The 22,221-nt window shown below is 52.6% G+C and carries 23 protein-coding genes; 14 read left to right on the forward strand and 9 right to left on the reverse strand.

Going from position 1 to position 22,221, the window contains the following annotated elements; genetic code table 11:
* From FPL14_RS17260 to FPL14_RS17295, 8 genes are all read left to right on the forward strand, one after another.
* Positions 1-828, forward strand: a complete 828-nt coding sequence (locus FPL14_RS17260) for a carbohydrate ABC transporter permease (RefSeq protein ID WP_182298956.1) — start codon at positions 1-3, stop codon at positions 826-828.
* Between the two features lie 22 nt (positions 829-850).
* On the forward strand, positions 851-1,894 hold the full coding sequence (locus FPL14_RS17265) for an NAD(P)-dependent alcohol dehydrogenase (protein ID WP_324617806.1): 1,044 nt from the start codon (positions 851-853) through the stop codon (positions 1,892-1,894).
* Positions 1,895-2,026: 132 nt separating this feature from the next.
* Positions 2,027-3,502: a PTS transporter subunit EIIC gene (locus tag FPL14_RS17270; RefSeq protein WP_182298957.1), complete on the forward strand. Its 1,476-nt coding sequence runs from the start codon at positions 2,027-2,029 to the stop codon at positions 3,500-3,502.
* 17 nt (positions 3,503-3,519) lie between these two features.
* Positions 3,520-4,464: a sugar phosphate isomerase/epimerase family protein gene (locus FPL14_RS17275; RefSeq protein WP_182298958.1), complete on the forward strand. Its 945-nt coding sequence runs from the start codon at positions 3,520-3,522 to the stop codon at positions 4,462-4,464.
* Complete coding sequence (hxlB, locus tag FPL14_RS17280; protein WP_182298959.1) at positions 4,464-5,030, forward strand: 6-phospho-3-hexuloisomerase; 567 nt, start codon at positions 4,464-4,466, stop codon at positions 5,028-5,030. The genes FPL14_RS17275 and hxlB overlap by 1 nt, the downstream gene beginning before the upstream one ends.
* A 43-nt stretch (positions 5,031-5,073) precedes the next feature.
* The gene (locus tag FPL14_RS17285; RefSeq protein WP_229263551.1) at positions 5,074-7,200 is read left to right on the forward strand and encodes a BglG family transcription antiterminator; all 2,127 of its coding nucleotides are present in this window, start codon (positions 5,074-5,076) and stop codon (positions 7,198-7,200) included.
* A 27-nt stretch (positions 7,201-7,227) separates the two neighbouring features.
* Positions 7,228-8,229 (forward strand): zinc-dependent alcohol dehydrogenase family protein, encoded by a 1,002-nt coding sequence (locus tag FPL14_RS17290; protein ID WP_182298960.1) that lies wholly within the window; start codon positions 7,228-7,230, stop codon positions 8,227-8,229.
* Positions 8,230-8,241: 12 nt separating this feature from the next.
* Positions 8,242-9,129, forward strand: coding sequence for an ROK family protein (locus tag FPL14_RS17295; RefSeq protein ID WP_324617807.1), 888 nt, complete (start codon positions 8,242-8,244; stop codon positions 9,127-9,129).
* A gap of 134 nt (positions 9,130-9,263) precedes the next feature.
* Here the strand turns inward: FPL14_RS17295 and FPL14_RS17300 are convergent, their stop codons facing one another.
* Genes FPL14_RS17300 through FPL14_RS17315 form a run of 4 tightly spaced genes read right to left on the reverse strand, consistent with a single transcriptional unit; the run spans position 9,264 to position 13,233 of the window.
* Positions 9,264-10,019, reverse strand: a complete 756-nt coding sequence (locus FPL14_RS17300) for a DeoR/GlpR family DNA-binding transcription regulator (RefSeq protein WP_182298961.1) — start codon at positions 10,017-10,019, stop codon at positions 9,264-9,266.
* An 18-nt stretch (positions 10,020-10,037) separates the two neighbouring features.
* Complete coding sequence (locus FPL14_RS17305) at positions 10,038-11,231, reverse strand: carbohydrate kinase family protein (RefSeq protein ID WP_182298962.1); 1,194 nt, start codon at positions 11,229-11,231, stop codon at positions 10,038-10,040.
* A 2-nt stretch (positions 11,232-11,233) separates the two neighbouring features.
* Complete coding sequence (locus FPL14_RS17310; protein WP_182298963.1) at positions 11,234-12,388, reverse strand: Gfo/Idh/MocA family protein; 1,155 nt, start codon at positions 12,386-12,388, stop codon at positions 11,234-11,236.
* On the reverse strand, positions 12,388-13,233 hold the full coding sequence (locus FPL14_RS17315; protein ID WP_229263552.1) for a class I fructose-bisphosphate aldolase: 846 nt from the start codon (positions 13,231-13,233) through the stop codon (positions 12,388-12,390). Before FPL14_RS17315 ends, FPL14_RS17310 begins: the two co-directional genes overlap by 1 nt.
* 457 nt (positions 13,234-13,690) lie before the next feature.
* On the opposite strand from FPL14_RS17315, the gene FPL14_RS17320 reads away from it, so the two are divergent.
* On the forward strand, positions 13,691-13,870 hold the full coding sequence (locus FPL14_RS17320) for a hypothetical protein (protein ID WP_182298964.1): 180 nt from the start codon (positions 13,691-13,693) through the stop codon (positions 13,868-13,870).
* Positions 13,871-13,933: 63 nt separating this feature from the next.
* Here the strand turns inward: FPL14_RS17320 and FPL14_RS17325 are convergent, their stop codons facing one another.
* Both FPL14_RS17325 and FPL14_RS17330 read right to left on the reverse strand, forming a co-directional pair.
* A complete protein-coding gene (locus FPL14_RS17325) occupies positions 13,934-14,485 on the reverse strand; it encodes an Hcp family type VI secretion system effector (RefSeq protein ID WP_182298965.1) in 552 nt (183 codons plus the stop codon).
* 72 nt (positions 14,486-14,557) lie between these two features.
* On the reverse strand, positions 14,558-15,388 hold the full coding sequence (locus FPL14_RS17330; protein ID WP_229263553.1) for a lipoate--protein ligase family protein: 831 nt from the start codon (positions 15,386-15,388) through the stop codon (positions 14,558-14,560).
* Between the two features lie 159 nt (positions 15,389-15,547).
* Here FPL14_RS17330 and FPL14_RS17335 point away from each other — a divergent pair, with 159 nt between their 5' ends.
* Both FPL14_RS17335 and FPL14_RS17340 read left to right on the forward strand, forming a co-directional pair.
* Complete coding sequence (locus FPL14_RS17335) at positions 15,548-16,279, forward strand: ZIP family metal transporter (protein WP_182298967.1); 732 nt, start codon at positions 15,548-15,550, stop codon at positions 16,277-16,279.
* 35 nt (positions 16,280-16,314) lie between these two features.
* A complete protein-coding gene (locus FPL14_RS17340; RefSeq protein WP_182298968.1) occupies positions 16,315-16,947 on the forward strand; it encodes a hypothetical protein in 633 nt (210 codons plus the stop codon).
* A gap of 543 nt (positions 16,948-17,490) precedes the next feature.
* On the opposite strand, the gene FPL14_RS17345 is transcribed toward FPL14_RS17340, so the two are convergent.
* Positions 17,491-17,853 carry a helix-turn-helix domain-containing protein gene (locus FPL14_RS17345; protein WP_182298969.1) on the reverse strand — a complete coding sequence of 121 codons (363 nt, stop codon included), beginning with the start codon at positions 17,851-17,853 and terminating at the stop codon, positions 17,491-17,493.
* A 212-nt stretch (positions 17,854-18,065) separates the two neighbouring features.
* Between FPL14_RS17345 and FPL14_RS17350 the strand changes: the two genes are divergently transcribed.
* Positions 18,066-18,416 carry a LytTR family DNA-binding domain-containing protein gene (locus tag FPL14_RS17350; protein WP_182298970.1) on the forward strand — a complete coding sequence of 117 codons (351 nt, stop codon included), beginning with the start codon at positions 18,066-18,068 and terminating at the stop codon, positions 18,414-18,416.
* A gap of 96 nt (positions 18,417-18,512) precedes the next feature.
* On the forward strand, positions 18,513-18,791 hold the full coding sequence (locus FPL14_RS17355; RefSeq protein WP_182298971.1) for a hypothetical protein: 279 nt from the start codon (positions 18,513-18,515) through the stop codon (positions 18,789-18,791).
* A gap of 58 nt (positions 18,792-18,849) precedes the next feature.
* Here the strand turns inward: FPL14_RS17355 and FPL14_RS17360 are convergent, their stop codons facing one another.
* Both FPL14_RS17360 and FPL14_RS17365 read right to left on the reverse strand, forming a co-directional pair.
* Positions 18,850-19,761, reverse strand: coding sequence for an NADP-dependent oxidoreductase (locus FPL14_RS17360; RefSeq protein WP_182298972.1), 912 nt, complete (start codon positions 19,759-19,761; stop codon positions 18,850-18,852).
* On the reverse strand, positions 19,758-21,149 hold the full coding sequence (locus FPL14_RS17365; protein ID WP_182298973.1) for an MFS transporter: 1,392 nt from the start codon (positions 21,147-21,149) through the stop codon (positions 19,758-19,760). Before FPL14_RS17365 ends, FPL14_RS17360 begins: the two co-directional genes overlap by 4 nt.
* A 146-nt stretch (positions 21,150-21,295) precedes the next feature.
* Between FPL14_RS17365 and FPL14_RS17370 the strand changes: the two genes are divergently transcribed.
* Positions 21,296-22,216, forward strand: a complete 921-nt coding sequence (locus tag FPL14_RS17370) for a LysR family transcriptional regulator (RefSeq protein WP_182298974.1) — start codon at positions 21,296-21,298, stop codon at positions 22,214-22,216.
* The last annotated feature ends 5 nt before the right edge of the window (positions 22,217-22,221 follow it).

Below are 22,221 nucleotides of genomic sequence, written 5' to 3' on the forward strand. Positions count from 1 at the left end.
ATGGCCGCTAACCGCAGAATGTTGTACGCCGTTCTTTATATCCTGTTATTCGCGGCTCTCGTTTGGGCATTAATTCCAATTCTCTATATGGCCATGTCCTCCGTCAAAACGCAGGTGAATATGTTTTCGATGCCCCCAAAACTTATTTTCGAACCTACCTTTGACGTTTACAAAGACATGTTTTCGCCAAGAGTAAATTTTGCCGAGTTCCTGACTAACAGCATTGTGGTCAGCGTCGTAACCACGGGGGTATCCCTCCTGCTAGCTATAATGGGAGGATTTGCTTTGGCGCGCGGAAACTTCAAGCGTGAAAAAGATATTTCCTTCTGGATCATCAGTACGCGGATGGCCCCCATTCCAGCTGTTATCTTGCCGCTATATTTGATTTTCGCCAAATTAGGTTTGATCGGAAGTACGGTGGGGCTTATATTTGCTTATACGACATTTAACCTGCCATTCGCGCTATGGTTAATGACAACTTTCTTTAAAGATGTGCCTGTTGATTTAGAAGAAGCGGCCACGATCGATGGATGCACGAAATTCGAAGCATTCTGGCGGGTGGCAGTTCCGACGGCGGCACCTGGTATCGTCGCTACGGGCGTGTTATGTTTAATGTTCTCTTGGAATGACTATGCTTTTGCCTCCATCTTCACCGGCAAAGGCACGCAGACGGTTCCGATTGCGGTGTCTCTGTTGGTCTCCCAGCAAGGGATCAAGTGGGGCCAAGCGATGGCAACCGGAACGGTCATCATCATGCCTATGCTTATCTGCGGATTGCTAGTGCGGAAATACATGGTCCGCGGTCTCTCGATGGGCGCGGTTAAATAAGACGATAGCGGGGGGAATAGCTGTGAAAGGGACAATGAAAGCTGCCGTTCTGACTAAGCTCGGCACGATTGAAATGAAAGAATTAGATATTCCTTCATACGGTCCGGATGAAGCGCTCGTTCGAATCAAGGCGGTCGGATTGTGCGGCTCCGATGTGCATTATTACGAGCATGGCAAGATCGGCCCATATGTCGTGGACTATCCCATCATCCTCGGTCATGAAGCAGCCGGGGAAGTCGTGGCGATAGGCAACGAGGTCCGTAATGTGGAGGTGGGTCACCGCGTTACTATCGAACCGGGCGTGACGTGCGGACGCTGCGCCCATTGTAAATCGGGGCATTACAACCTGTGTCCCGACGTTGTCTTCTTGGCTACGCCGCCTTACGATGGAGCATTCTGCGAGTATATCGCCATTCGCGCAGACATGCTGTATCCGATTCCCGATACGATGTCTTATGAGAAAGCCGCGCTTATCGAACCTTTTTCGGTGGGGCTTCATGCGGTCCGAAGAGGCAATCTGCTGCCAGGCGAGACAGTCGTCATCATGGGAATGGGTCCGATCGGCATTCTAGCCCTAATGGCCGCCAGATCGGCGGGAGCGAGACGAATTATTGGTGTCGATATGGAATCGTTCAGGCTGGAAAGAGCGCTTCAAATGGGTGCGACGGATGTCGTTAATCTAAGAGAAGAAGATGTCCAATCCGCCATTATGCGGATAACGGAAGGGCATAAGGCAGATCTGGCAATCGAAACCGCCGGCAATGGACGCGCCGCCCAATCCGCATTGCAAGCCGTGCGTCGCGGAGGGCGGGTCGTGCTCGTCGGGCTGCCGCAGGAGAACGAAACTCCGCTAAGCATTCCTTATATCGTAGATAACGAGATCGATATAAGAGGTGTCTTCCGTTATCACAACACTTACCCTACGGGCGTAGCCATCATGTCCGGAGATCACATCGATCTGGAGCCCGTCATCACTGATTATATGTCCTTAGAGGAAACTTCAAGAGCTTTCGAGAAAGCGATCAACGAGAAAAACAGCACCTTAAAAATCGTCATTCGGCCATAGCTTCCAAAGACTATTTTCCCTTTAATTACATGGACGAAACCTGCCAACTTTGATACTTTCGAGACAAGCATTATAGTCAAGGCTGCGGCTTCCTTCTCGGTCGACTCAATTCAAAAGTCGGTGAAAACCTTCATGTATAAGTTCGGTAGACTTCTAAGCACGATCGTTTCACAAAACATAGCCATTATCATCTCGATCGGATTAGTTCGTGCGATCTTCGGCGTATATGGCTGGTTCCCTAACGACAACGTCAACTTATTGACCGGCCCGCTCCTCAACTGGCTAGTCCCCGTCATGTTCGGTTATACCGGCGGGCACCTAATGGGTGGCAAGCGGGGAGGGGCGGTTGCCGCCATCGTGATCTTCTCGCTGGCGCTGGCGAGTACGGTGCCTATGATATTCATGGCTTTCCTTCTGGGGCCTTTGCTCGGCTGGGTCGTGAGCCGGATTGAACGGCTACTCGAGAATAAGCTTCCATCCGGTTTTGAGCTCCTTATGGCCAACTTCATTTCGGCGATTTTGGCCGGAGCGTTGGCTGTTTTTTGCTTTACCTACGGAGGGCAAGCCATCTCCAGCATAATCGAGCAATTGAACGACCATATCGTGCAGATTGCTTACTCCGGTTGGCTTCCGATCTCAGCCGCGATCATTGAACCGGCTAAGGTGCTGTTCTTGAACAACGTGATGAGCTACGGAATTTTGGGGCCTCTTGGAATTTCTCAAATCAAGGCTCTAAGCAAGTCGGTTTTCTTCCTGCTAGAAGCCAATCCCGGCCCTGCGATGGGCATCCTTCTGGCTTATATGATACGGACCCGAGGGAAATCAAGGAAAAACGCGGCCTCCATGCTGGCGATTCATACCTTGGGGGGGATTCAAGAGGTTTACTTTTCCTACGTTCTAATGCGCCCCCAACTGTTGGTGCCCTTGATTGCCGGCAACATGGCCGGTATATACGTATTTCAATATTTCAATACGGGACTCGTTTCCCTTGCCTCCCCGGCCAGCATATTTTTGATTATTGGGCTTTCACCGCCCGACGATACCCTGTATGTCCTGTTCGGGATCGCGGTTTCTATCGCAGTGTCCTTGTCCCTTTCCATGTTGGTCATCAAGTCGACGCCGGAAATGCCGGACAATGCGGCGGGGAACAGGGAACACGACGTCGTTAAACGGTTGGTGCATGTGCAGCAATGGAATGAGGTCAAACGCGTTCTGCGTCCGGCCTCTAAATTGAAGCCTAGCGAAGTAGATACGGTCGATGCGAAAGGAGCAGGACTTGATCTCGCGGCTAATCACGCAGCGAGCATCGAAGGAGACTATACGGTTTGCTTCGCATGCGATGCGGGGATGGGATCAAGCGCCATGGGGGCCGCGATATTGCGCAAGAAGCTTCGGACGTCGGAACTCGGAGAAGCCGTGACGGTCGTACATTCCTCGCTTGATCAGATTCCGTCGAACGCCTGCATGATCGTCACCCATCATTACTTATTGAATCGTGCGATGCATAGCGCTCCCGGGCGTGAATATATGTCTTTGGAAAACTATACGGACCAGTCGGCTTACGAAACGATAATAGATAAATTACGGTCTTTGGTCACAAAGCGCTGATTTCGGAGGGTTAGGCCATGAAATGGAAACTGGGAATTTCTACGAATTTCGCAATCAAGCGATGGCCGGATCCGGAAGATTGGATACGGATCGTCAAACAGGAACTAGGCATGGACGTCGTGCAATTTTCATTCGACCAATTCGATCCCCGTGGTTATCCGGAGAGCGTAGCTGCCTATATCTCCCGAGTGCGCAACGCTTGCGCCAAACATGGAGTCGGCATTCATTCCACATTCACGGGCTTGTCCGTCTATCCCCATAACCTGCTGATGCACCCCTTACCGGAGGGTAGGCGAGACGGGGTGGATTGGTTTGAAAAGGCATTCTCGATGACGCAGGCTTTGGGCGTTAAGGCCATCGGCGGTCCTTACGGAGGGATGGATATACCGACTTTCGAATCCGCTTCGCGCAGGGCAGAAATCGTCCGCATGGCGGAGGATGCCTTCATCAATTTATTGGAACAGGCCCCCCGTTACGGGATTGACGCATTCTATTGGGAGCAGACGCCTATTGTCCGGGAGGGGCCCATAGACATGGCAGGAACGCTCAGCCATCTGGAACGCATCAACGCGATTAAGGCGCCGGGAAGCGCACAATTCGTTTTGTGTTTGGACGTTGGACATGCGATTTCGCCGAATGCCGGGGAATCGGACAAAGATCCTTATCAATGGTTAGAGAAGTTGGCTCCGCATGCGCCGATCATCCATCTTCAACAGACGGATGGCCGTTACGATCGGCATTGGCCGTTTACGGAAGAACATAACGCGATAGGGATCATTGACGGCGATCGCGTGCTAGGGGCTATTCGTAAGTCGGGCGTGGATGAAGCTTTGTTATTGATAGAGGTCGGCCATGCTTTCGAGGAAGATGACGCGAAGGTACTGAAGGATATGAAGGATAGCGTAGCATACTGGGAAGCTGCCCTTTCTCGTGACAATGAGCTGCATGGAGGTGTGAGATAATGGGAGTTGAAACGATTAACGATATCCGTCCGCAAATGCTTGCTGAGCTGACAAGAAGCTTTACGAATGTCCGTCAGCAGGACGTTCAGGATTTAATACGCGAGATCGTTCAAGCGAAACGGGTTTTCATCTATGGTTTGGGGCGCGAACGGCTCATGCTGCAAGCATTCGGCATGAGGCTCATGCACCTTGGCATCCACGTTCACATCGTGGGTGACGTGACGACTCCGGCTATCCAAGCAGGCGATCTGTGGATCACCAGCTCCGGTACGGGCCGACTCGCTACCGTGGAAGCGCTTATGAACATCGTGAAGGATTCCGCTGCGCGGGTTGCGTTCTTCACGGCATTCCCCGAGGCTTCGCTGCCTCGAAGAGCAGATCTCATTATTCCTATTCCCGCCCAAACGATGCGGGAAGGCGTCGATGGCTTGAAATCGATTCAACCGATGGGCTCGTTGTTCGAACAAACCCAGTTGCTGTTGTTCGACTGGATCGTAGTTCTGCTAGCCGAGCGTTTGCGGCAGACCGAGGCAAGCATGGCCGGAAGGCACACCAATCTAGAGTAAGGCTCCGAAATCCGGAACCAACACCAAGGCTGTTCCCAAGGATGTGATCGATATAGAGAAAAAAATAAAGATCAAGCTGAATGCCCGTCAACAGCAAATTTTGTTGTACTTTCTTGAATCGAACGATCATGCGCCTTTGAACGCGTTGGCGGACCGGTTGAACGTCAGTTTACGCACGCTGCAACGGGAAGTGTCCGAGCTTGAATTTTATATTGCGCAGCAAGGCCTCCGGTTTGACAAGAAGATCGGAGCAGGGCTGAAGCTGCAGGGCGACAAGGAAAAAATGGAGGATCTGGCGAGGCTTTTATCCCAGAACGATGCCATGCAGCCGACTTATTCGGTAGAAGAACGGCAGTCCAATATCAAGCAGATCTTGCTCTCCTGCAAGGAGCCGAAAAAGCTGTATGCGCTGAGCAAGGAGCTGAACGTGGCCGAGTCTACGATCAGTAACGACCTTCAGAAAGTCGAACCCTGGTTAGAGAAATACGGTATCCGGCTTTATCGCAAGCCTGGGATCGGCGTGTATATCCATGGCTCGGAGAAAAGCATTCGCGCGGCAATGGCGGATCTGTTGTATGAGAACGTGACGCATGAGCAGTTGATGGAGTTTATGTACGTGCAGTCCAACGGACAGAGAGAGAATCTTCACTCTTCGATCCGTCTCCGGCTGCTTAATTTCATAGATCCTCAATGGTTATTCAAGATCGAGCAGGTCATTCAGGAGTTCGAACAAAATCGGGGCTACCGGATGGCGGATAATGCCTATGTTGGTTTCGTCGTACACTTGGCGCTTGCCGTTCAACGGTTAAAAACGAACGAGGCAATTACCATAGAAGAAGAGATTTTGAATCGCTTGAAATCGACGAAGGAATTCGAATTGGCCCGCGAGCTGGCATCCATGTTCAGCCAGCGGTTGGAGCTTGCGTTTCCGGAGAGCGAGATCGGATATATTACGATGCATCTTCTAGGCGCGCGGTCGAACCATGTCATGGGCAGCGACTTCGATTACAGCGTGATTCTGGAGTACGTGCGAAGCATGATATCGATCATAGAACGGGAGCTTAAGCTGGAGCTAGAAAGCGACGATTTGCTCGCCCACAACCTGACGACCCATTTGACTTCGGCAATCAAACGTATCGAGCTGGACATGGCTGTACGCAATCCATTGCTACAGCATGTAAAGGAAGAGTACCCGGAGATTTTCGAAGCGACCCGCAAGGCATCTCAGTATTTGGAGCAGCAGGTCGGAAAGCCCGTGCCCGAGGAAGAAATCGGCTATCTGGCCATGCATTTCGGCACGGCCATTTTAAACAAGCAGGAGTCGGAGTCGGTGAAGTATCGGGTCCTGCTCGTATGCTCCAGCGGCATCGGGACATCCCGGTTGCTTCAAGCGCAGATTAAGAAGAAGCTGCCTCAGCTTCAGGTCGTGGATACGATCTCGCTGTTTCATTTGGAAGAGTGGTTGGACAATCATCACCAGGTCGACTTGGTTCTGTCCACGTTGCCGGTCGATCTAGATAAGATGAATGTATTCGTCGTGAATCCGTTCCTGACCGATGACGACATCGCGGGTCTCAAGGACCAGCTTCCGCTATTGACCAGATCCGATCGTACGGGAACGGAGGACCGTTCCAGCATTGAACAGGCCGTAGACAAGGTGGATCGCTACGGGAGGGCGCTTGCTTGGTTGCTCGATCATATTGAAGTAGCGGATAATTTCGAGGCGATATCCAAGCAGGAACTGATCCGTAATGCGTTGGCGTTCGTCGCCACTCGTTTCGATGTGAACGACATAAAGCTGCTTCGCAGGGATTTGGAAAGAAGGGAAGAGCTCGGCCCGCTGCTTCTCGAAGAAGATCATTTAGCGATGCTGCATTGCAGAAGCGAAGGAATCAAGGAAATGTCCGTCTCCGTCTTTCGATTGAAGCAAGCGGTTTATTGGCAGATCGGCGACCGCCAAGTTCCCGTCCGGACGGTGCTCACGCTACTTGGGCCGGTCGATGCTCACAAGGAGAACTTCGAGCTTATCAGCGAGATTAGCATGTCTCTTATCGAAGAAGAATCATTCATTCAGACACTGACCTCTGGGACCATTCAAGAGGTGAACGATAGCATCCAGTTTGTTTTGAAAAAAGGTTACATCAAATTAGCCGGGCAGTTGCTCAGATAAAAATCATAATGGAGAGGTTGATGAACGATGAAAGCATTGGTTATCGAGAAGCCGCACCACGCAGTAGTCAAAGATATTCCTTATCCGGTTCCGGGGGTGGGAGAGGTCACAATCAAGGTGGAGAACGTCGGGATATGCGGCACGGACTTTCATATTTTCGAAGGGGAGTACATTTCTCCTTATCCGATCGTTCCCGGTCACGAGTTCTCCGGAGTCATACATGAAGTCGGCGAGGGAGTGACGTCATACAAGCCGGGCGATCGAGTGACGGCAGACCCTTGCATCTTCTGCGGAGAGTGCGAGTATTGCCTGACCGATAGAGGCAACCACTGCGTGAATTGGAAAGCGCTCGGCAATACGATGAACGGAAGCATGGCGGAATACGTCAGGGTACCGGCGAAGAACGCGGTGAAAATTCCGGACGGCATGAGCTTCGCGGAGGCTGCGTTTATCGAGCCTATGGCTTGCGTGGTGCATGGCATGAACAGGCTCGACTTGAAGGTGGGCGATCGCGTCATTCTATTCGGTGCGGGAGCCATGGGGCAGCAACTGGTACAGTCCATCGCGAGAGCAGGCGCTTCGGAATTGGTCGTCGTGGACGTGTCGCGCGAGAAGCTGGACATGGCCTTGAAATTGGGAGCCACGAAGGGCGTCTTGAGCGGCGAGTTGAAAAAAGAGGATTACCCGAACGGCTTCGATGTAGTCGTCGACGTAACCGGGATTCCGGCCGTCATCGAGAAGGAATTCGATTTCATGGGACCGACGGGAAAATATCTCCAATTCGGCGTCACTCCGCAGAATGCCAGCATTCAGATCAACCCGTTTAAGCTGTATCAGAAGGATTGGACGCTTCTCGGTTCGATGGCCATCAACCATACTTTTCTGCCGGCTTTCCATTGGGTGAAGGAAGGAAGAATACTACTCGAGCCCCTGATCTCCAAGACGATCAGCTTGGAGGAGACGGCGGAATTTCTAGCCCAACCTAAAGATCCGGGACTTTTCAAAGTTCAAATTAAAATAGAAGGATAGAGAGGGACTTGCGTGATTCTGTTAGGGGCGATTGAAGGCGGAGGCACCAAGTTCGTGTGCGGCGTGGGGACGCCGGACGGAGAAGTCTTACATCGGATAACGATCCCCACGACTACGCCGGAAGAAACGTTGAATCAAGCCGTGGATTTCTTTGCCGGGCATGGCGTCCAAGCGATCGGGATCGGTACATTCGGCCCGCTCGATGTCGATCCGAACAGCCGGTCTTACGGGTCTGTCTGCGCAACGCCGAAACCGCATTGGAGCGGCTATCGCGTGGTCGAACATATCATGCGAAGCTACAACGTGCCGATCGGGTTCGATACGGACGTTAACGCGGCGGCTTTGGGCGAGGCGACATGGGGCGCGGCGGCGGGTCTGGATAGCTGCTTGTATATCACGGTCGGGACGGGAATCGGCGCGGGAGCGATATCGGAAGGAAATCTGGTTCACGGATTAACCCATCCGGAAATGGGGCATATCCCGATGCGCCGCCATCCCGACGATACCTACGAGGGGCATTGTCCCTTTCATCGGGATTGTCTTGAAGGACTGGCTTCGGGCTCCGCCATCGAGGCGCGTTGGCAGAAGAAAGGCATTGAATTGGGCGAGGAGCATCCGGCTTGGCGAATCGAGGCGCATTATTTGGCGCAAGCGCTCGTCAGCTACTTGCTCATTCTTTCGCCGAAAAAAATCATTATGGGCGGGGGCGTCATGAAACAGAAGCTCCTGTTCCCGCTCATACGCAGCCGACTGAAGGAGATGCTTAACGGTTACGTACAGCATCCGTTCTTGGCGGTCGACAATGAAGATTACATTGTCCCGCCGGGCCTTGGAGATCAAGCCGGCATCTGCGGAGCGCTGGCGCTAGCAAGCCGCGCATGGAATCAGCGGAATTCGTGATAACCGGCGTAACACCGTATAGTGGGTAAATAGACAGTCACATGAAATGTTGTCAATAAAACCGAGGCCGTCCCCTAAGCAGTATACTTTCGGGACGGCCTCTTCTTGTTTTTGAATTTCGGGACATTAGCTATTTAATCAACGAGAAATCGAATGCCGGCTTCTTCGCAACCCAAACGCAATTCGTCATCAGGCAATTGATCGGATATAATACGGCTCGCTTCAGAGAGCTCTGCGAAAGAGAAGAGGACTTGATTGCCGAACTTCGAATGGTCCATGACAATATTGGTCTCTTTCGCTTGCTTCATTGCGAGCTTTTTGATCTCGGCTTCATGTATATTTGAGTTGCTGAAGCCGTGCGACAGGTTGACTCCAGTCGCACCCAAGAACACGCGGTCGAAGGCCATGGATGATAGCATCTTATCCGTATACGGTCCTGACAAGGCAGCAGTCGCTTCGATCAACATGCCTCCCGTTACGACGGTCTGGATCTGCTTTCCCATGAGTTCGGAGGCAATCGTTACGGCATTGGTGACGACGGTGACGGGAAGACCTGCGGGTAAATATCTGGCTACCTGAAGCGTGGTCGTTCCGGCATCGATGAAGATAGATTCGCCGGGCTGCACAAGTGCTGCTGCCGCTTTGCCGATCCTGCTCTTAGCTTCCGACATGATGCCGAACCGCTCTTGGAGGGCGATATCCCTTCCGACAAGAATGGCACCGCCGAAAGTTCGGCGAATGTTCCCCGCAGTCTCGAGCTTCTCCAGATCTCTGCGAAGCGTCATCTCGGTCACGGAGAACATCTCTTTCAATTCGGCGATTTTCACTTCGTGCTCGGCGTTCAAGCGCTCCAATATTTGTCGTTGTCTTTCGTTTAGTCCGTCAGCCATCGCTTTATACCTGCCTTTTTATTTGCTCCATACTTTAAGTCGTTCATTATAATGCCATCCGGTCAAATCCAACCGGTTCTCGAGCTGGGGCCATCCTGAGGAGATCCGCTCGGTTAGAGCGGTCCATGAGGGGATTCCGCTCACGGCGTCCGCTTGTTCAACGCTGAAAGCTCCCGTGCCAACAGCGCTGAGCAAGGAATCCTCTACGGGCATTCCCTTCAGCAGGGCAGCCAGGAATCCCGCGATCGTGGCGTCGCCCGCGCCGGTAGTGCCTACGGGGGAGACTTTATAGCAAGGAGCCAGAAGCTCCCGATCCAACCAATTGTCCGCCATATCCGATGTAGGCGAACATGCTCCCATGGATTGCAATCGTGCAGGATCCGCTGTCGTTCGAAGATAGAGGCCATGCTCGCCAAGCTTGAAGGCGACAGCGGCCGCGCCCATGTCCAGAAGCTCCCCCGCCAGCGAGGAGAGCAAGGTTCCGCTGGCGTAGGGCAGTAAATCTTCCGTCTCGCATTCCAGCGATAGCTGCTTGTAAGATTCGGGCCGCAGCATATAGAGAAGCTCTTCGAAGCTGGGTAGGAATATATCTACGTGAGGGATCGCCCTAGTAAGAATAGTCCGCCAATCCGCTAGTCCGGCAGGGGATTCGGGATCGGGCTTGGCCATGTCGAGCGATACGGTCATGCCCCTTGCTTTGGCGGTTGCCAATAAACGTTCGAGCTCTTTGCCGTCTTCCTCATACATTCGCCGCATCAGCGGCGGGTATCCGAAATGAAACAGGCGCGCTCCTTCTAGTAATTGTTGCTGGATATCATCAACTGTAAATGTATCATTGGCACCCGTGCAATGCAAAAAGATTCGATCCACATTAGGAGGATTGATCACAAGCGTATAAGACGTATCTTCTTCCGGGGATACGATCATTCCCTCGGTCAGTTCGTCGCCATACCGGCCAAGCGCATGAAGAATCTCGCTGCCGAAGAGGTCGCGGCCGATCTTGCCCATGAGCCTGGTTTTTAGGCCGAGAAGATGCAGCGCCAATCCTGTATTCGGGACCGTGCCGCCGGTTGACGCCCGCGCCGGGCCGACCTCGATCAATTTACCCGGAACAAGAAAAGTGCCCAAGCCGTTTTTCTTTTCCTGAATGCCAGGAATAATATCCAGGCAAATATGCCCGGCTACGACCGCTTCAGCTGCCTGTTGCGTCAATGCTATTCCCTCCAGTCAATGACTGCCGTTTCTCCCGTCCGCTGAGACTCTAGTGCCGCCGTGAACACTCTATGGCTGCCCTCGGCTTCTTCCGGCGTCGCACAGCCGAATGCCAGGCCGGATTTTCCGTGAACGATCTCGTCACAGAACGCCGCCCACATTTGCAGAATAGAATCGGAGAAGCCGAATTCGAATATGCCTCCGGTAATCGTATCATAAGCCGATTTATAGGGCACGTCGTATACGTGCCAAGCTTGGACCCCTCCTTGTTCATAAGGGAGGGAGGACACTTGCTTAGGATTTTTGGTCGAATATTCCGCCGAGAACTTCGTGCCTTGAATTCGGATAAACCAACTATTGGCATGGCCCGGAGCGATCCGCTTCATCGAAAGGACCATAGGGAATTGCTGCTCGGAAGTCTTTACCTCGCAGGCCAGAATGGCATTATCCCAAGTCTCGCAGGCGGCCATGCCGCCTTTTCCGTCCGGCCGTTCCGGGATAATCTTAGACAGCAGAGCTCTGACGTTGGCGGGCCTCCAACCGAACCGAAGCGGAAGATGCAGCACATGAAGGCCGAGATCTCCCATGCACCCATATTCGCCGTTCGTTCCGATACGCCTTTTCCAATTAATCGGTTTGGACGGATCCAAATCGCTGGAATGCCAGAAGCCGGCTTCCACTTCGATGATTTGGCCGAACCGGTCTTCGTTCACCCATTTAACGATCTGTTGAGCGCCGGGAAAGAAGGGGAATTCGGATGAACTCCTTACGATGACATCGGGATGAGCTTTGATAGCTGCTTGTATAGCCGCATTAGCCCCGCGATCGATGCCGAACGGTTTCTCCCCTAGGAGATGCTTGCCTGCCCGGATAATATCGATATAGATGCCCTCGTGCAGGTTGTGGGGAACCGCGCAATAAATGGCGTCAATCGAGTCGTTGGCTAATAATTCCTTGTAGTCGGTATATACATTCTCTACCGTCGGGACATGATCGAGAAACCAACGTGCGGCTTCCGGATTGGCATCGCAAACCGCCGTGATGCGCGGTTCGAAATCAACATGGTTGAGATGGCACCAACGAGCGGCAGCGCTTGCGAATTCCTTGCCCATCAACCCGCAGCCGATCACGCCGAAACGAATGATCTTTTTCTCCATTATACCGATGCCTCCCGCAGGATAGCGAGCGCGGATTCTTCCGACGCGTCATCGTGAACGATCGCCATCATCGCGCGCGTCATGGCGGACGGGTTCGGATGCTGCACGACGTTACGGCCGTATACGATACCGGATGCGCCTTGTTTCATCAATTCTTTCGTGCGGGTTACGAGCTCTTCGTCGCTGGCTCGTCCGCCGCCCCTAACGAGTACGGGTACGTCGGAAGCGACCTCGATTACCCGGTGATATTCGCGGACATCGTCGCATGGATCGGCTTTGATCACGTCCGCGCCCAGCTCGACGGCTTGACGGACCAACGGCATGATTTTGCGGATATCGCCGTCCACCATGTAACCGCCTTTGATTTCATTCGGCAGCATGACCAATGGCTCGACCATTAACGTCATTCCGTATTTCTCGGCTTCCATCTTGAGCAAAGAGATGTTGCGAACGCATTGGTGATGCAAATCCGGTTGGTTAGGCAGCAACAGCAGATTGATACAGACGGCGACCGCATCCAGTCGAACCGCTTGCTCGATCGTCCGGTTGATCGTCTCGCTGAATAGGTGCCGGGGCAGTTCGGAACCGTATACGTTGGCCGCATCGGCCCGAAGCACGAGCCCCGGCTTCTGTTTTCCGGGAATGGATTGCAGGAAATGCGCTTGGCCGATACTCAATTGAATGCAATCGGGATTGGCTTCAACGATGGTTTCGACTGCTTTCTGCATATTTTCGATCCCATGAAGAAAGGAATATTCGTTGAAAAATCCGTGATCGATGGCGACATCGAAACATTTGCCTTTGTTACTAAACATGCGATTGATACGGTAGGGTTGTTTGGACAATTAGAACATCTCCTTTTATTGTTTATAACATATTTATTATTGAATACAACATTTATTGTAGCTTAGTTGTTCTTTGTTATCAACGTTTTGTAAAAAAAAAATTATCTATTTAGCAGAAAATAGCGATATTAATGCATTTATAATGAGTTCTAGGAATGTTTGATTTGAACATAAAAAATAGCTCCCGACATACAGGAGCTAATCTGCTGAATATAAGTTCACGAATATTGAAAAACGATGCGAAGGAGCTGTCGTTTATTTTCGTTTTGGGGTAAGTCCTCATACGATAGGACGTTATATAGAGGATTTAGAAGGATTTTTCCGAAAACGGGGACTGGTTGGAATCTCATTATTGCTAAGCCCGTCTTATAGGGCGAGAGGCTCCCGTATGCGGTTTTCCATGCCAAAGGATAATCGGTACACTTAAAAGGAGAATTTCATCCGGAGGTATTGCAGCATGACTCACATTGAAATGTTAAGGCGCCGCAGCGAGATCTTGAAACGTAACATTGGATCGATGATCATGAAGGATAACAAGCAAGGGTTAACCGGACAAGAGAACCTGTTCTATCAAGGCATGGTTAGAAAATGGCACCAGAACGAGCATGAAATCAACGCCGCGAATAAGAAAGTTTAATGAATAATAAGCAATGGCCCCAATCGACTGCGACGAGCAGCCGTTGGAGCCTTTTTTTACACGTTATTTGCTGTTCCAACTGGCCGAAACGGGAGAACTCTTGTTGCCTTTCGGATCCGACGGGGAGTAGGAAAATTTCATGGCGTTGAATGTTAATCGTATCGTTTCCTGTTCGTTGTTAAATTCATAACCGGTAACGTTAACCGCATTAAGATCGATCGTCAGCACCGTACTCGGGGCCTCGCCCCTGGTCGTAAGAACGAACTGGCCGCTTTTGATGTTCGTGCCGGATAATGCCGCTTGCAATAAAGGGGTGGATGCGGCATCCAAATTTTTCGTGACGGTAAACGAGTCGACCGCGGCTCTTCCGGAACCGGATCCGCCGCCGTTTGCCGCTTTTGCGTTGTTCGACACTTCGAATTGCACGCCGGACAGAACGATCCAATTTTCATAATGCCTGGCCTTCGAATCCCCGGCAATGCCGTCCAATCTCAGATATGCGTCATGAGAAAGGGGGGGAGGCGCGTCGGAGCTGGATACGGCTGCTGACGCCACGCCGGATATCATCATGAACAGGCCGATGATAACGATCAGTTTGATTCTTAATTTTCGCATAGGAATCACCCTTAATAGAAATTGATAGCCCTACATCAATATTCTAAGCCAGGGTTCCATAGAACAAGTAGCCTACCTCGGCAAAGGGTATCTTTGCCGCAACAGCCGACACGACTCCTCGATCGTTGCGCGCTCCGGCAATCGGAGTGGATGAAACGAGGCAGCGGTTGCGTATTCCGGCAGCCGTTCCCGCAAATGCCGTATGATCGCTTCAGTGAAAGCTTCCGCTCCTTCAACGCCCGCAATGCCTCTCTCTTGCAAGCTAGTCATTACCTCGGGTCTAACGAACGGATAGTCATCGGGCTCCGTGCCGACACCCGCCCGATCGTAGAATGCTTTGACCAGCTCCGCGCGTTCCGAGCCTGAGCCGTCCACAATGACGAAAGCCTGAATGATCATCGCCCGCACCTGCCTGCGTTGGGCGATTCCGCAAAACTTCAATCCGTCGACCCGAAGGTCGTAGTCGCCCGGACAATAGGAGCCCGCGACTTCCCCTCTCGTAACCTCGCAACCGTACGCGGACAAAGTCCGGCGAATCAAGGAATACATCCGCTCGAAATCGGCGTGGAAGCGCTGAGGGATCCGCGCGTCGATGGGCAGGATGAGGGACACGTTCACGACGCCTTGATCGAGAGGCACGGCCGCCCCGCCGGAATTGCGCAAGAGCACGGAGTACCCTTGGCGTTCCAACCATTTTACCGCGTCCGCCGCCCCGGGTAATCGGCTATCCTTCGAACCGATGACGAAGGCGCGCGGATGTCGCCAGAGGTGGCACGCCGCAGGTCCTCCGTTTCCCGTCTGTCTGCCTAACAGCTCGTCCAAGGCGAAAGAATAGCCGACGTCTTCGGGAGCGGGTTCTCTTGTTCGATCTAGAATGTGCATATCTTTCAGCTCGAGATTCATTATCGCCCATGCCTCGATTCGTATCATTGATGCTCGCAAGGCAAGTATAACACTGAAAGGATGATCATACTTATCGTTCAAGCATTGCAATGGAAGGGAATACAAATTAGAATCAATTCATATGTCTAGCTTGTACAGTCATGAAGGGAGCACGTGAACGTGGAGTCCGCTTTAATCGGAAGTATCATATCCGCTATGGCTACCGTACTGGGAGCCGCTCCTATATTTTTCATTAAGAAGCTGTCCGAGAAGTGGAAGGATATTCTCATTGCTTTCACGGCGGGTATCATGGTATCCGCTTCTACATTCGGGTTAATGCCGCAAGCGATCAAGGAATCGGGCATCGTCGGCTTGACGCTCGGCATTTTGATCGGAATCGTCGTACTAGACCTGATCGAGAAAAATATCCCGCATATCGACGTCGAGAACGATAGCCGCGTCAGTTCGTTCGACTCCAAGTCGCTCTTGGTCATCATAGCCCTGTTCATTCACAACATTCCCGAAGGGTTGAGCACCGGATTTAGTTATGCCAGCCAGAACGCGGGATTGGGACCGATGGTCGCGATCTCGATCGGAGCCCAGAACATGCCGGAGGGGCTTATCTTAGCCGTCTTCTTGATCAACTCGAAGGTCAGCAAGCTGAGGTCTTTCGCCATCGTGTTCCTGACGGGACTGATGGAAGCCGTATCCGCGATAATCGGCTATCTGACGGCCAGCAGCATTCAGAATCTAATCGGGTTCGGCCTTGCTTTCGCGGCGGGCGCTATGCTGTTCATCGCTTACAAGGAACTTATTCCCGAGAGCCATGGACACGGCTATGAGCGGCCTTCCACGTATTCATTCATATTCGGAATGCTGATTATGGTTTATATTAGTCATTGGTTCGGGTAAGGATGAAGCGGTAAACGGAGGGGGAGCGGCAAGCGATGAATCTGTATCGACTCGAATCCAATCCGTGCGGCGTCGACCGGATGAAGCGGTTTCTGGAGGATAACTTCGTTAGCATCGGATATCCGGGGATCGGAGATTTAGAGGATGTCGGCGATAGCGAGCTGAAGGATCGGCTAACCAAAGTTTACAAATACGAGGGTCAGGAGCTTGCGGATCGCTTAAACGAGATCGCTGTTTTCGTGCATGCGATGCAAGACGGAGACTATGTGCTGGTGGTCGAAAACGATTCCGTCCATCTCGGAGACGTCGGCGATTATTATTACGTGGAAACGTCCGATACGATGGAGGACGGCTTGTGTCATCGGCGAGGCGTCACTTGGCTAAATCGCATTCCAAGTTCCGAATTGAACGATTACGTGCGGGAATGGCTGAGCTCCCCCGGAGCGATCGCGGAATTCGAGTACCCGTTGTCCTCGGCGCAGCTCGATGGCTGGGTATCGCCGAACCTCTCGGCACAATCGCAGATGCCAGTTGTTGCTGACCATCGAGTTCACGTCGATCGGGAGACGATCGAGGAAGCGTTGGAAATCTTAAAGCAAGCCTTGAGATGCGAGGATGCCGACAGGCGGGAGCGCGCCGCTGCGGCTATATTGCGGTATGCGAAGTAGTTAAAAAGGTTCAGCATTTGCGCGCTATTCGAAATAGCGGCACGCGGTGCCGTTATTTCGAAACTAAACGCCCATTTTCCGCGTTAGCGGCACGCGGTGCCGTTATTTCGAAACTAAACGCCCATTTTCCGCGTTAGCGGCACGCGGTGCCGTTATTTCGAAACTAAACGCCCATTTTCCGCGTTAGCGGCACGCGGTGCCGTTATTTCGACTAAACGCCCATTTTCCGCGTTAGCGGCACGCGGTGCCGTTATTTCGACCCCCTAAGTTTGGACACGTCCAATTTCAGGTCCTCCGAGTTAGCGGCACGCAGGTGCCGTTATTCCGCAACAAGGCGGCGGCTCCTCCGAGTTAGCGGCACGCGGTGCCGTTATTCCGCAACAAGGCGGCGGCTCCTCCGAGTTAGCGGCACGCGGTGCCGTTATTCCGCGACAATGCGGCGGTTCCTCCGAGTTAGCGGCACGCGGTGCCGTTATTCCATATGAACAGGGTGTCCCTGAATAGGACACAGGGTGTCCCTGAATAGGACACCCTGTTTTTTACTTATTTGTCGGTCGAATATTTCTCGTTCTCTCCCAAGATCTCCCGGACAACGTTCCGCACCATTCTCACTTGGCCAGGTTTCTGATACCTCAGCGTAGATACGATCTCTTGCAAATCCTTTTCGGATTCCGTACGTTTTTCTTCCTCGTCTATGTAAGTAAACAATTGGGATAGGCTAACGTCCAGCGCGGTAGCGATCTTGGAGAGATTAAGAAGCGAGATGTTTTTCTCTCCTCTTTCGATTTGGCCTATATAGGAATAATGGAAGCCCCCTTTTTCCCCGAGCAGCTCCTGAGACATTTCCCGTTCTTTGCGCAACGAGCGAATCCGTTGGCCGACCAGCTTAAGAATATCGTTATCCATTGTCCACACCTCTTTGATTAAAGTGTAGAGAAGAGGCATGAAGGAATGAATGCGCCGATAAGTACAATAAACGATTATTATAGTATTCATTAATATCATTTAAAGCTATAATTAAGACGTTGGATACTTATCTGAGTCTAATATCCTATCTATCCGTATCATTTCCGGCCAAGCCGAATGTATACATCCTACATGCGAATGAGGGAAAAACGATGTTGCTGCCTCTGCTGAACTCGAACGGGGAACATAGAATGCTGGACGTGCGGGAAATCGTCTATTTGCAGACGAACGGCGCGGGGGAATTAACGATCTACTCTTATGACGACGAGTATAAGATCATCTCCATGGTCAAGGACTTGTCGATTCTGCTCCAAGATTCGGGATTCATCCGTACGGATCGGGGAACGGTCGTCAACATGGAGAGCATCGAATCGTTCGACGGCATCTTGAATATCGTAAAGCTGCGAACGAGCAACGGAGAGGTTATCGCGCCCGTGTCCCACAAAATGCAAAAGCAAATCAAAGCTTATCTAAAGGGCGTTAGAGGAGCAAGTCGGGAGTAGGGGAGTAAAAATCATTGTTCGCAAAATAGGTTTAAACGCTGCGATAGATGCCCATTCTAGTAAAGGAATCTAATCTACTAGAATCAGGTGATCGGAATGCTCTTATTAGGATTAGCGGGAGTATTGACTTCGATAGCATGCGCGGTAACGGTAGGCACGGGAATGATATCCGGCATCGGCAAGGCGCTGACCGTGGTAGTTGCGGCAATCGGAATTACCCTTGGCGCCACGGTCGGGACGGTCGTGGCAAGTACGGGAGCAACGACGCTGTCGACGGGGTCGATCGGAATCATGGTCGGCTCGTTAACGGTAATAGCAGGAAACGTCGCCGTTCGCAGGCTGATCAAGAAAGCTAATGTTCAAAGGCACTACTAATCGAAATAGATGGTAAAAAGACATTCACCGCAATGGAGGGCGAATGTCTTTTTTATGATTAGCCGATGGAGAGGACGACCTTCCCTCGGCCGTGTCCTTTCTCGACCTCTCTATGGGCGTCCGCGGCGTGGGACAAGGGAAAAGTTTGTCTGATGTGGATTTGCAGCTCGCCTCGGGAATGCAGATCAGCCAATTGCGCAAGCCGTACGGCCGACCGTTGGCTGCGGATCACGCGCAGACCGAGTCGCGCCGCTTGTTCGAAAGCGACGATCGTGCCGATGCGATCCTTGTCGCCGACAAGTTCCAGCGAAGCTTGCAGGGCATCGCCGCCGGCTGCATCCAGCGCGGCATGAACGCCGTTCGGGGCGAGCGAGCGCACTCTATCGGCCAACCCTTCGCCATAAGTTGCGGGAATCGCTCCGAGCGACCTGAGGTAGTCGTGGTTGCGCTCGCTGGCGGTGCCGATGACCGTCGCCCCATAGAATCGGGCCAGTTGTACCGCGACAGAGCCGACTCCGCCGGCCGCGGCGTGAATCAACACCGTATCGCCCTTGCCGACTCGTAATTCCTGCAACGCCGTATGAGCGGTTTGCCCTGAGGCGGACAACGAACCGGCTGCTTCCCAAGTCGTGCCATGCGGCTTCGTTATAATCTGGTCAACGCTAACGACGACGAACTCGGCGTAACAATTCAGCATTCGGTAGCCGAGAACCTCGTCGCCGACGGCAAAGCCGCCGACGCCTTCCCCGATCTGATCGATTACCCCCGCGAACTCGTTGCCCGGAATCTGAGGGAAACTCACCGTCGCTCCGGGCGGTACCCAGCCGGTCCGGACCGACACGTCGGCAGGCTGCACTCCGGCTGCTTTGACTTGAACCCTCACTTGTCCGGCGTCCGCTTGGGGGGCTTCGAAGTCCATGAGCTTTAATACGTCAGGCGGACCATAAGAAGTAAAAGCCGCTGCTTTCATATCGCCTCACCGATCCCTTCGCTTGCTTTTCTTTTTCGAGCCGTTCTTCCGAATTGAAAGATATAGAGCAGGAGTATGCCTACATGCGTTAACGCCAGAACGAGATAAATATTGCCGTACGCGGACGCTTCCGTAACCGAATTCAACGGATTCCAATTCCGGCCCGCGCCTTGGTCGACTGCCTTGCTGTAGAGGCTTGCCGATACGGCGCCGGCAATAAAGTTAAGCATACCTAGCAGTCCCATGCCGACTCCGCTCTGTTCCGCAGGCAACGTTCGGGAAATCGCGTTGGACAAGGCGATGTAGAGGAACGATTGCCCGACATTGCCGAAGATAAGGAACAGAGCGACGAGAATCGGCGAGACTCCGGGGAATGAAGATAATAGAGCGAAACAGACCAATAAGAGCGAAGAAGCCGAATAGAAGAGAAAAGGATTGCCTTTCTTATCCGCCAGATAACCGGCTTTTCTGCCTAAGATCGCGGTCATGACCGCAGCCGGAACCATCGCGATGCCGACCAGTCCGGGAGCCAGATGATAGACTTGGGTCAACAGCTGCGGACTCAGAAAAGCGAGCGAGTAGCCGATGCCCGTAGCTGCAAAAGCGATGGCGAGCCCAAGAGAATACCCTTTGCTACCGAATAGGTCCGGTTTAATAAAAGGCTCCTTCGCCGATCGGATTCTCGCCACGAACAACGCGAACGTGAGCAGGCAGCCGGCGGCAGGCATCATCGCCCCGTTCGTGATCGCGAGCAGCAATAAAGCGACGGTGCCTGCGAGCAATCCTCCTCCGATCCAATCGATCTTCACGGATTTGACGCGTTCGTCGCGCAAATATTTACGGTAATAAGGCAATGCGAGCAACGTGAGGATCGGCATGCAGAACAACCAGCGCCAATGAACGACGCTCACCACGAGAGACGCGACCGCAGGGCCTATCGCGCTTCCGATGGCGAGTCCCGTCATCGAGATCCCCAATGCTCGCCCCCGGCTTTCCTGCGGAAAATAACGAACCGGAATAATCCCGGCCGTTGCGGGAATAACGGCCGCTCCGACGGCCTGAACCATTCTACCTAGAAGAACCATCCAATATTCCTGCGCGCCCAATCCGACCAGCGAGCCTAAGGCGAACAGGACAAGTCCGAACGTGAGCAAGTTTTTGAGCTTGTAGACGTCGGCCAATTTCCCGTAGATGACGGTTCCGATGGCATAGATCAACAGAAAAGCGGAAGAGACCCAGCTGACTTGAGCGAACGACAGATTGAATTCCTGGCGGATCTCGGGCAATACGATATTGAACACAGTCGCGCTCATGACCGACAGGACAAGCGTAAAGGCAAGGATACGGATCAATTTCTCTCCCGCCGGCGAATCGACTCGGGTTTCCATGTAGCGAACCTCCTTTGCAAGCCTTCAACCCGGGAAGGCAATTGTTTCCTTGCAAGGAGTATTTTATAATGAACTGCAAATAAACAAAAATATATCTTATTTCATATGATATATATACTCTGGTATATAAGTGAGGAGTGAGTGGCATGGAACTTCTGCAATTGCAGTATTTTCGCACGGTCGCGAAATTGGAGCACATGACGAAAGCCGCTCAGGAGCTTCGCATCGCTCAGCCCGCTCTTAGCAAAACGATAGCCCGGTTGGAGGAGGACGTGGGGGTGCCGTTGTTCGATCGCCACGGCAGGCAGATCAGGCTGAATACGTTCGGCAAAGCCTTCTTGGACAAAGTGGACGCGGCGCTTACCCTTCTGGACGAGGGGAAAAAAGAAGTCTCCGAGCTTGCCGGAATGGAGCACGGAAGCATTCATCTGGCGACATCGACATTGGACCGGTTGACGGAGCCGCTGGGAGAGTTCGTCGCGCTTCATCCCGAAGTCAAGTTTCGGATTACCCAGGCATCCATGGAACGGATGGCGCAGCTAGTCGAAACCGGCGACGTCGACGTCGGCTTCACGGCGATGCCGGTCGAGTATCCGGGAATTCGTTCGATAACCGTGCTGAACGAGGACGTCTATTTGGCCGTTCCTCCGGGTCACCGATTGGCGGATCGCGACAGCGTCCGCTTAAGCGAGTTAGCCGATGAACCGTTCGTAGGCTATACGGAAGGGTTTCCTTTTCAGCAAATGAACGATAAGTTTTTCCGCAACGCGGGGTTCGCGCCGAATTTCGTTTGCCGGGTAGAAGAGCCTGCCGCCATTGCCAGTCTTGTCCGCGCTGGACTGGGCGTCGCGCTCGTCGGCAATTGCGGCGGCCCGAATACGAAGCTTGATCTTCTTACGATCGAGGATCCGGCATGTCAACGACAGTTCCGGATCATCTGGCACGAGAAACGTTACCTTTCCTTGGCGGCCCGTACGTTTCGGGACTTTATCGTCCGGTATTTCGCGGAGAGGGAGAGAACGGCACAACAAAGAAACCCGTCGGTTCTAGTCCCGACAGGTTCCTGAATGAT

This window comes from Cohnella cholangitidis (genome assembly GCF_014107495.1).
GTDB lineage: Bacteria > Bacillota > Bacilli > Paenibacillales > Paenibacillaceae > Cohnella > Cohnella cholangitidis.

Excerpts from the sequence above, each read along its gene's own strand:
- FPL14_RS17260 (WP_182298956.1), top strand. The coding sequence starts at position 1 with ATGGCCGCTAACCGCAGAATGTTGTACGCCGTTCTTTATATCCTGTTA.
- FPL14_RS17270 (WP_182298957.1), top strand. The coding sequence starts at position 2,027 with ATGTATAAGTTCGGTAGACTTCTAAGCACGATCGTTTCACAAAACATA.
- FPL14_RS17275 (WP_182298958.1), top strand. The coding sequence starts at position 3,520 with ATGAAATGGAAACTGGGAATTTCTACGAATTTCGCAATCAAGCGATGG.
- hxlB (WP_182298959.1), top strand. The coding sequence starts at position 4,464 with ATGGGAGTTGAAACGATTAACGATATCCGTCCGCAAATGCTTGCTGAG.
- FPL14_RS17290 (WP_182298960.1), top strand. The coding sequence starts at position 7,228 with ATGAAAGCATTGGTTATCGAGAAGCCGCACCACGCAGTAGTCAAAGAT.
- FPL14_RS17300 (WP_182298961.1), bottom strand. The coding sequence starts at position 10,019 with ATGGCTGACGGACTAAACGAAAGACAACGACAAATATTGGAGCGCTTG.
- FPL14_RS17310 (WP_182298963.1), bottom strand. The coding sequence starts at position 12,388 with ATGGAGAAAAAGATCATTCGTTTCGGCGTGATCGGCTGCGGGTTGATG.
- FPL14_RS17320 (WP_182298964.1), top strand. The coding sequence starts at position 13,691 with ATGACTCACATTGAAATGTTAAGGCGCCGCAGCGAGATCTTGAAACGT.
- FPL14_RS17325 (WP_182298965.1), bottom strand. The coding sequence starts at position 14,485 with ATGCGAAAATTAAGAATCAAACTGATCGTTATCATCGGCCTGTTCATG.
- FPL14_RS17330 (WP_229263553.1), bottom strand. The coding sequence starts at position 15,388 with ATGAATCTCGAGCTGAAAGATATGCACATTCTAGATCGAACAAGAGAA.
- FPL14_RS17340 (WP_182298968.1), top strand. The coding sequence starts at position 16,315 with ATGAATCTGTATCGACTCGAATCCAATCCGTGCGGCGTCGACCGGATG.
- FPL14_RS17345 (WP_182298969.1), bottom strand. The coding sequence starts at position 17,853 with ATGGATAACGATATTCTTAAGCTGGTCGGCCAACGGATTCGCTCGTTG.
- FPL14_RS17350 (WP_182298970.1), top strand. The coding sequence starts at position 18,066 with ATGTTGCTGCCTCTGCTGAACTCGAACGGGGAACATAGAATGCTGGAC.
- FPL14_RS17355 (WP_182298971.1), top strand. The coding sequence starts at position 18,513 with ATGCTCTTATTAGGATTAGCGGGAGTATTGACTTCGATAGCATGCGCG.
- FPL14_RS17360 (WP_182298972.1), bottom strand. The coding sequence starts at position 19,761 with ATGAAAGCAGCGGCTTTTACTTCTTATGGTCCGCCTGACGTATTAAAG.
- FPL14_RS17365 (WP_182298973.1), bottom strand. The coding sequence starts at position 21,149 with ATGGAAACCCGAGTCGATTCGCCGGCGGGAGAGAAATTGATCCGTATC.
- FPL14_RS17370 (WP_182298974.1), top strand. The coding sequence starts at position 21,296 with ATGGAACTTCTGCAATTGCAGTATTTTCGCACGGTCGCGAAATTGGAG.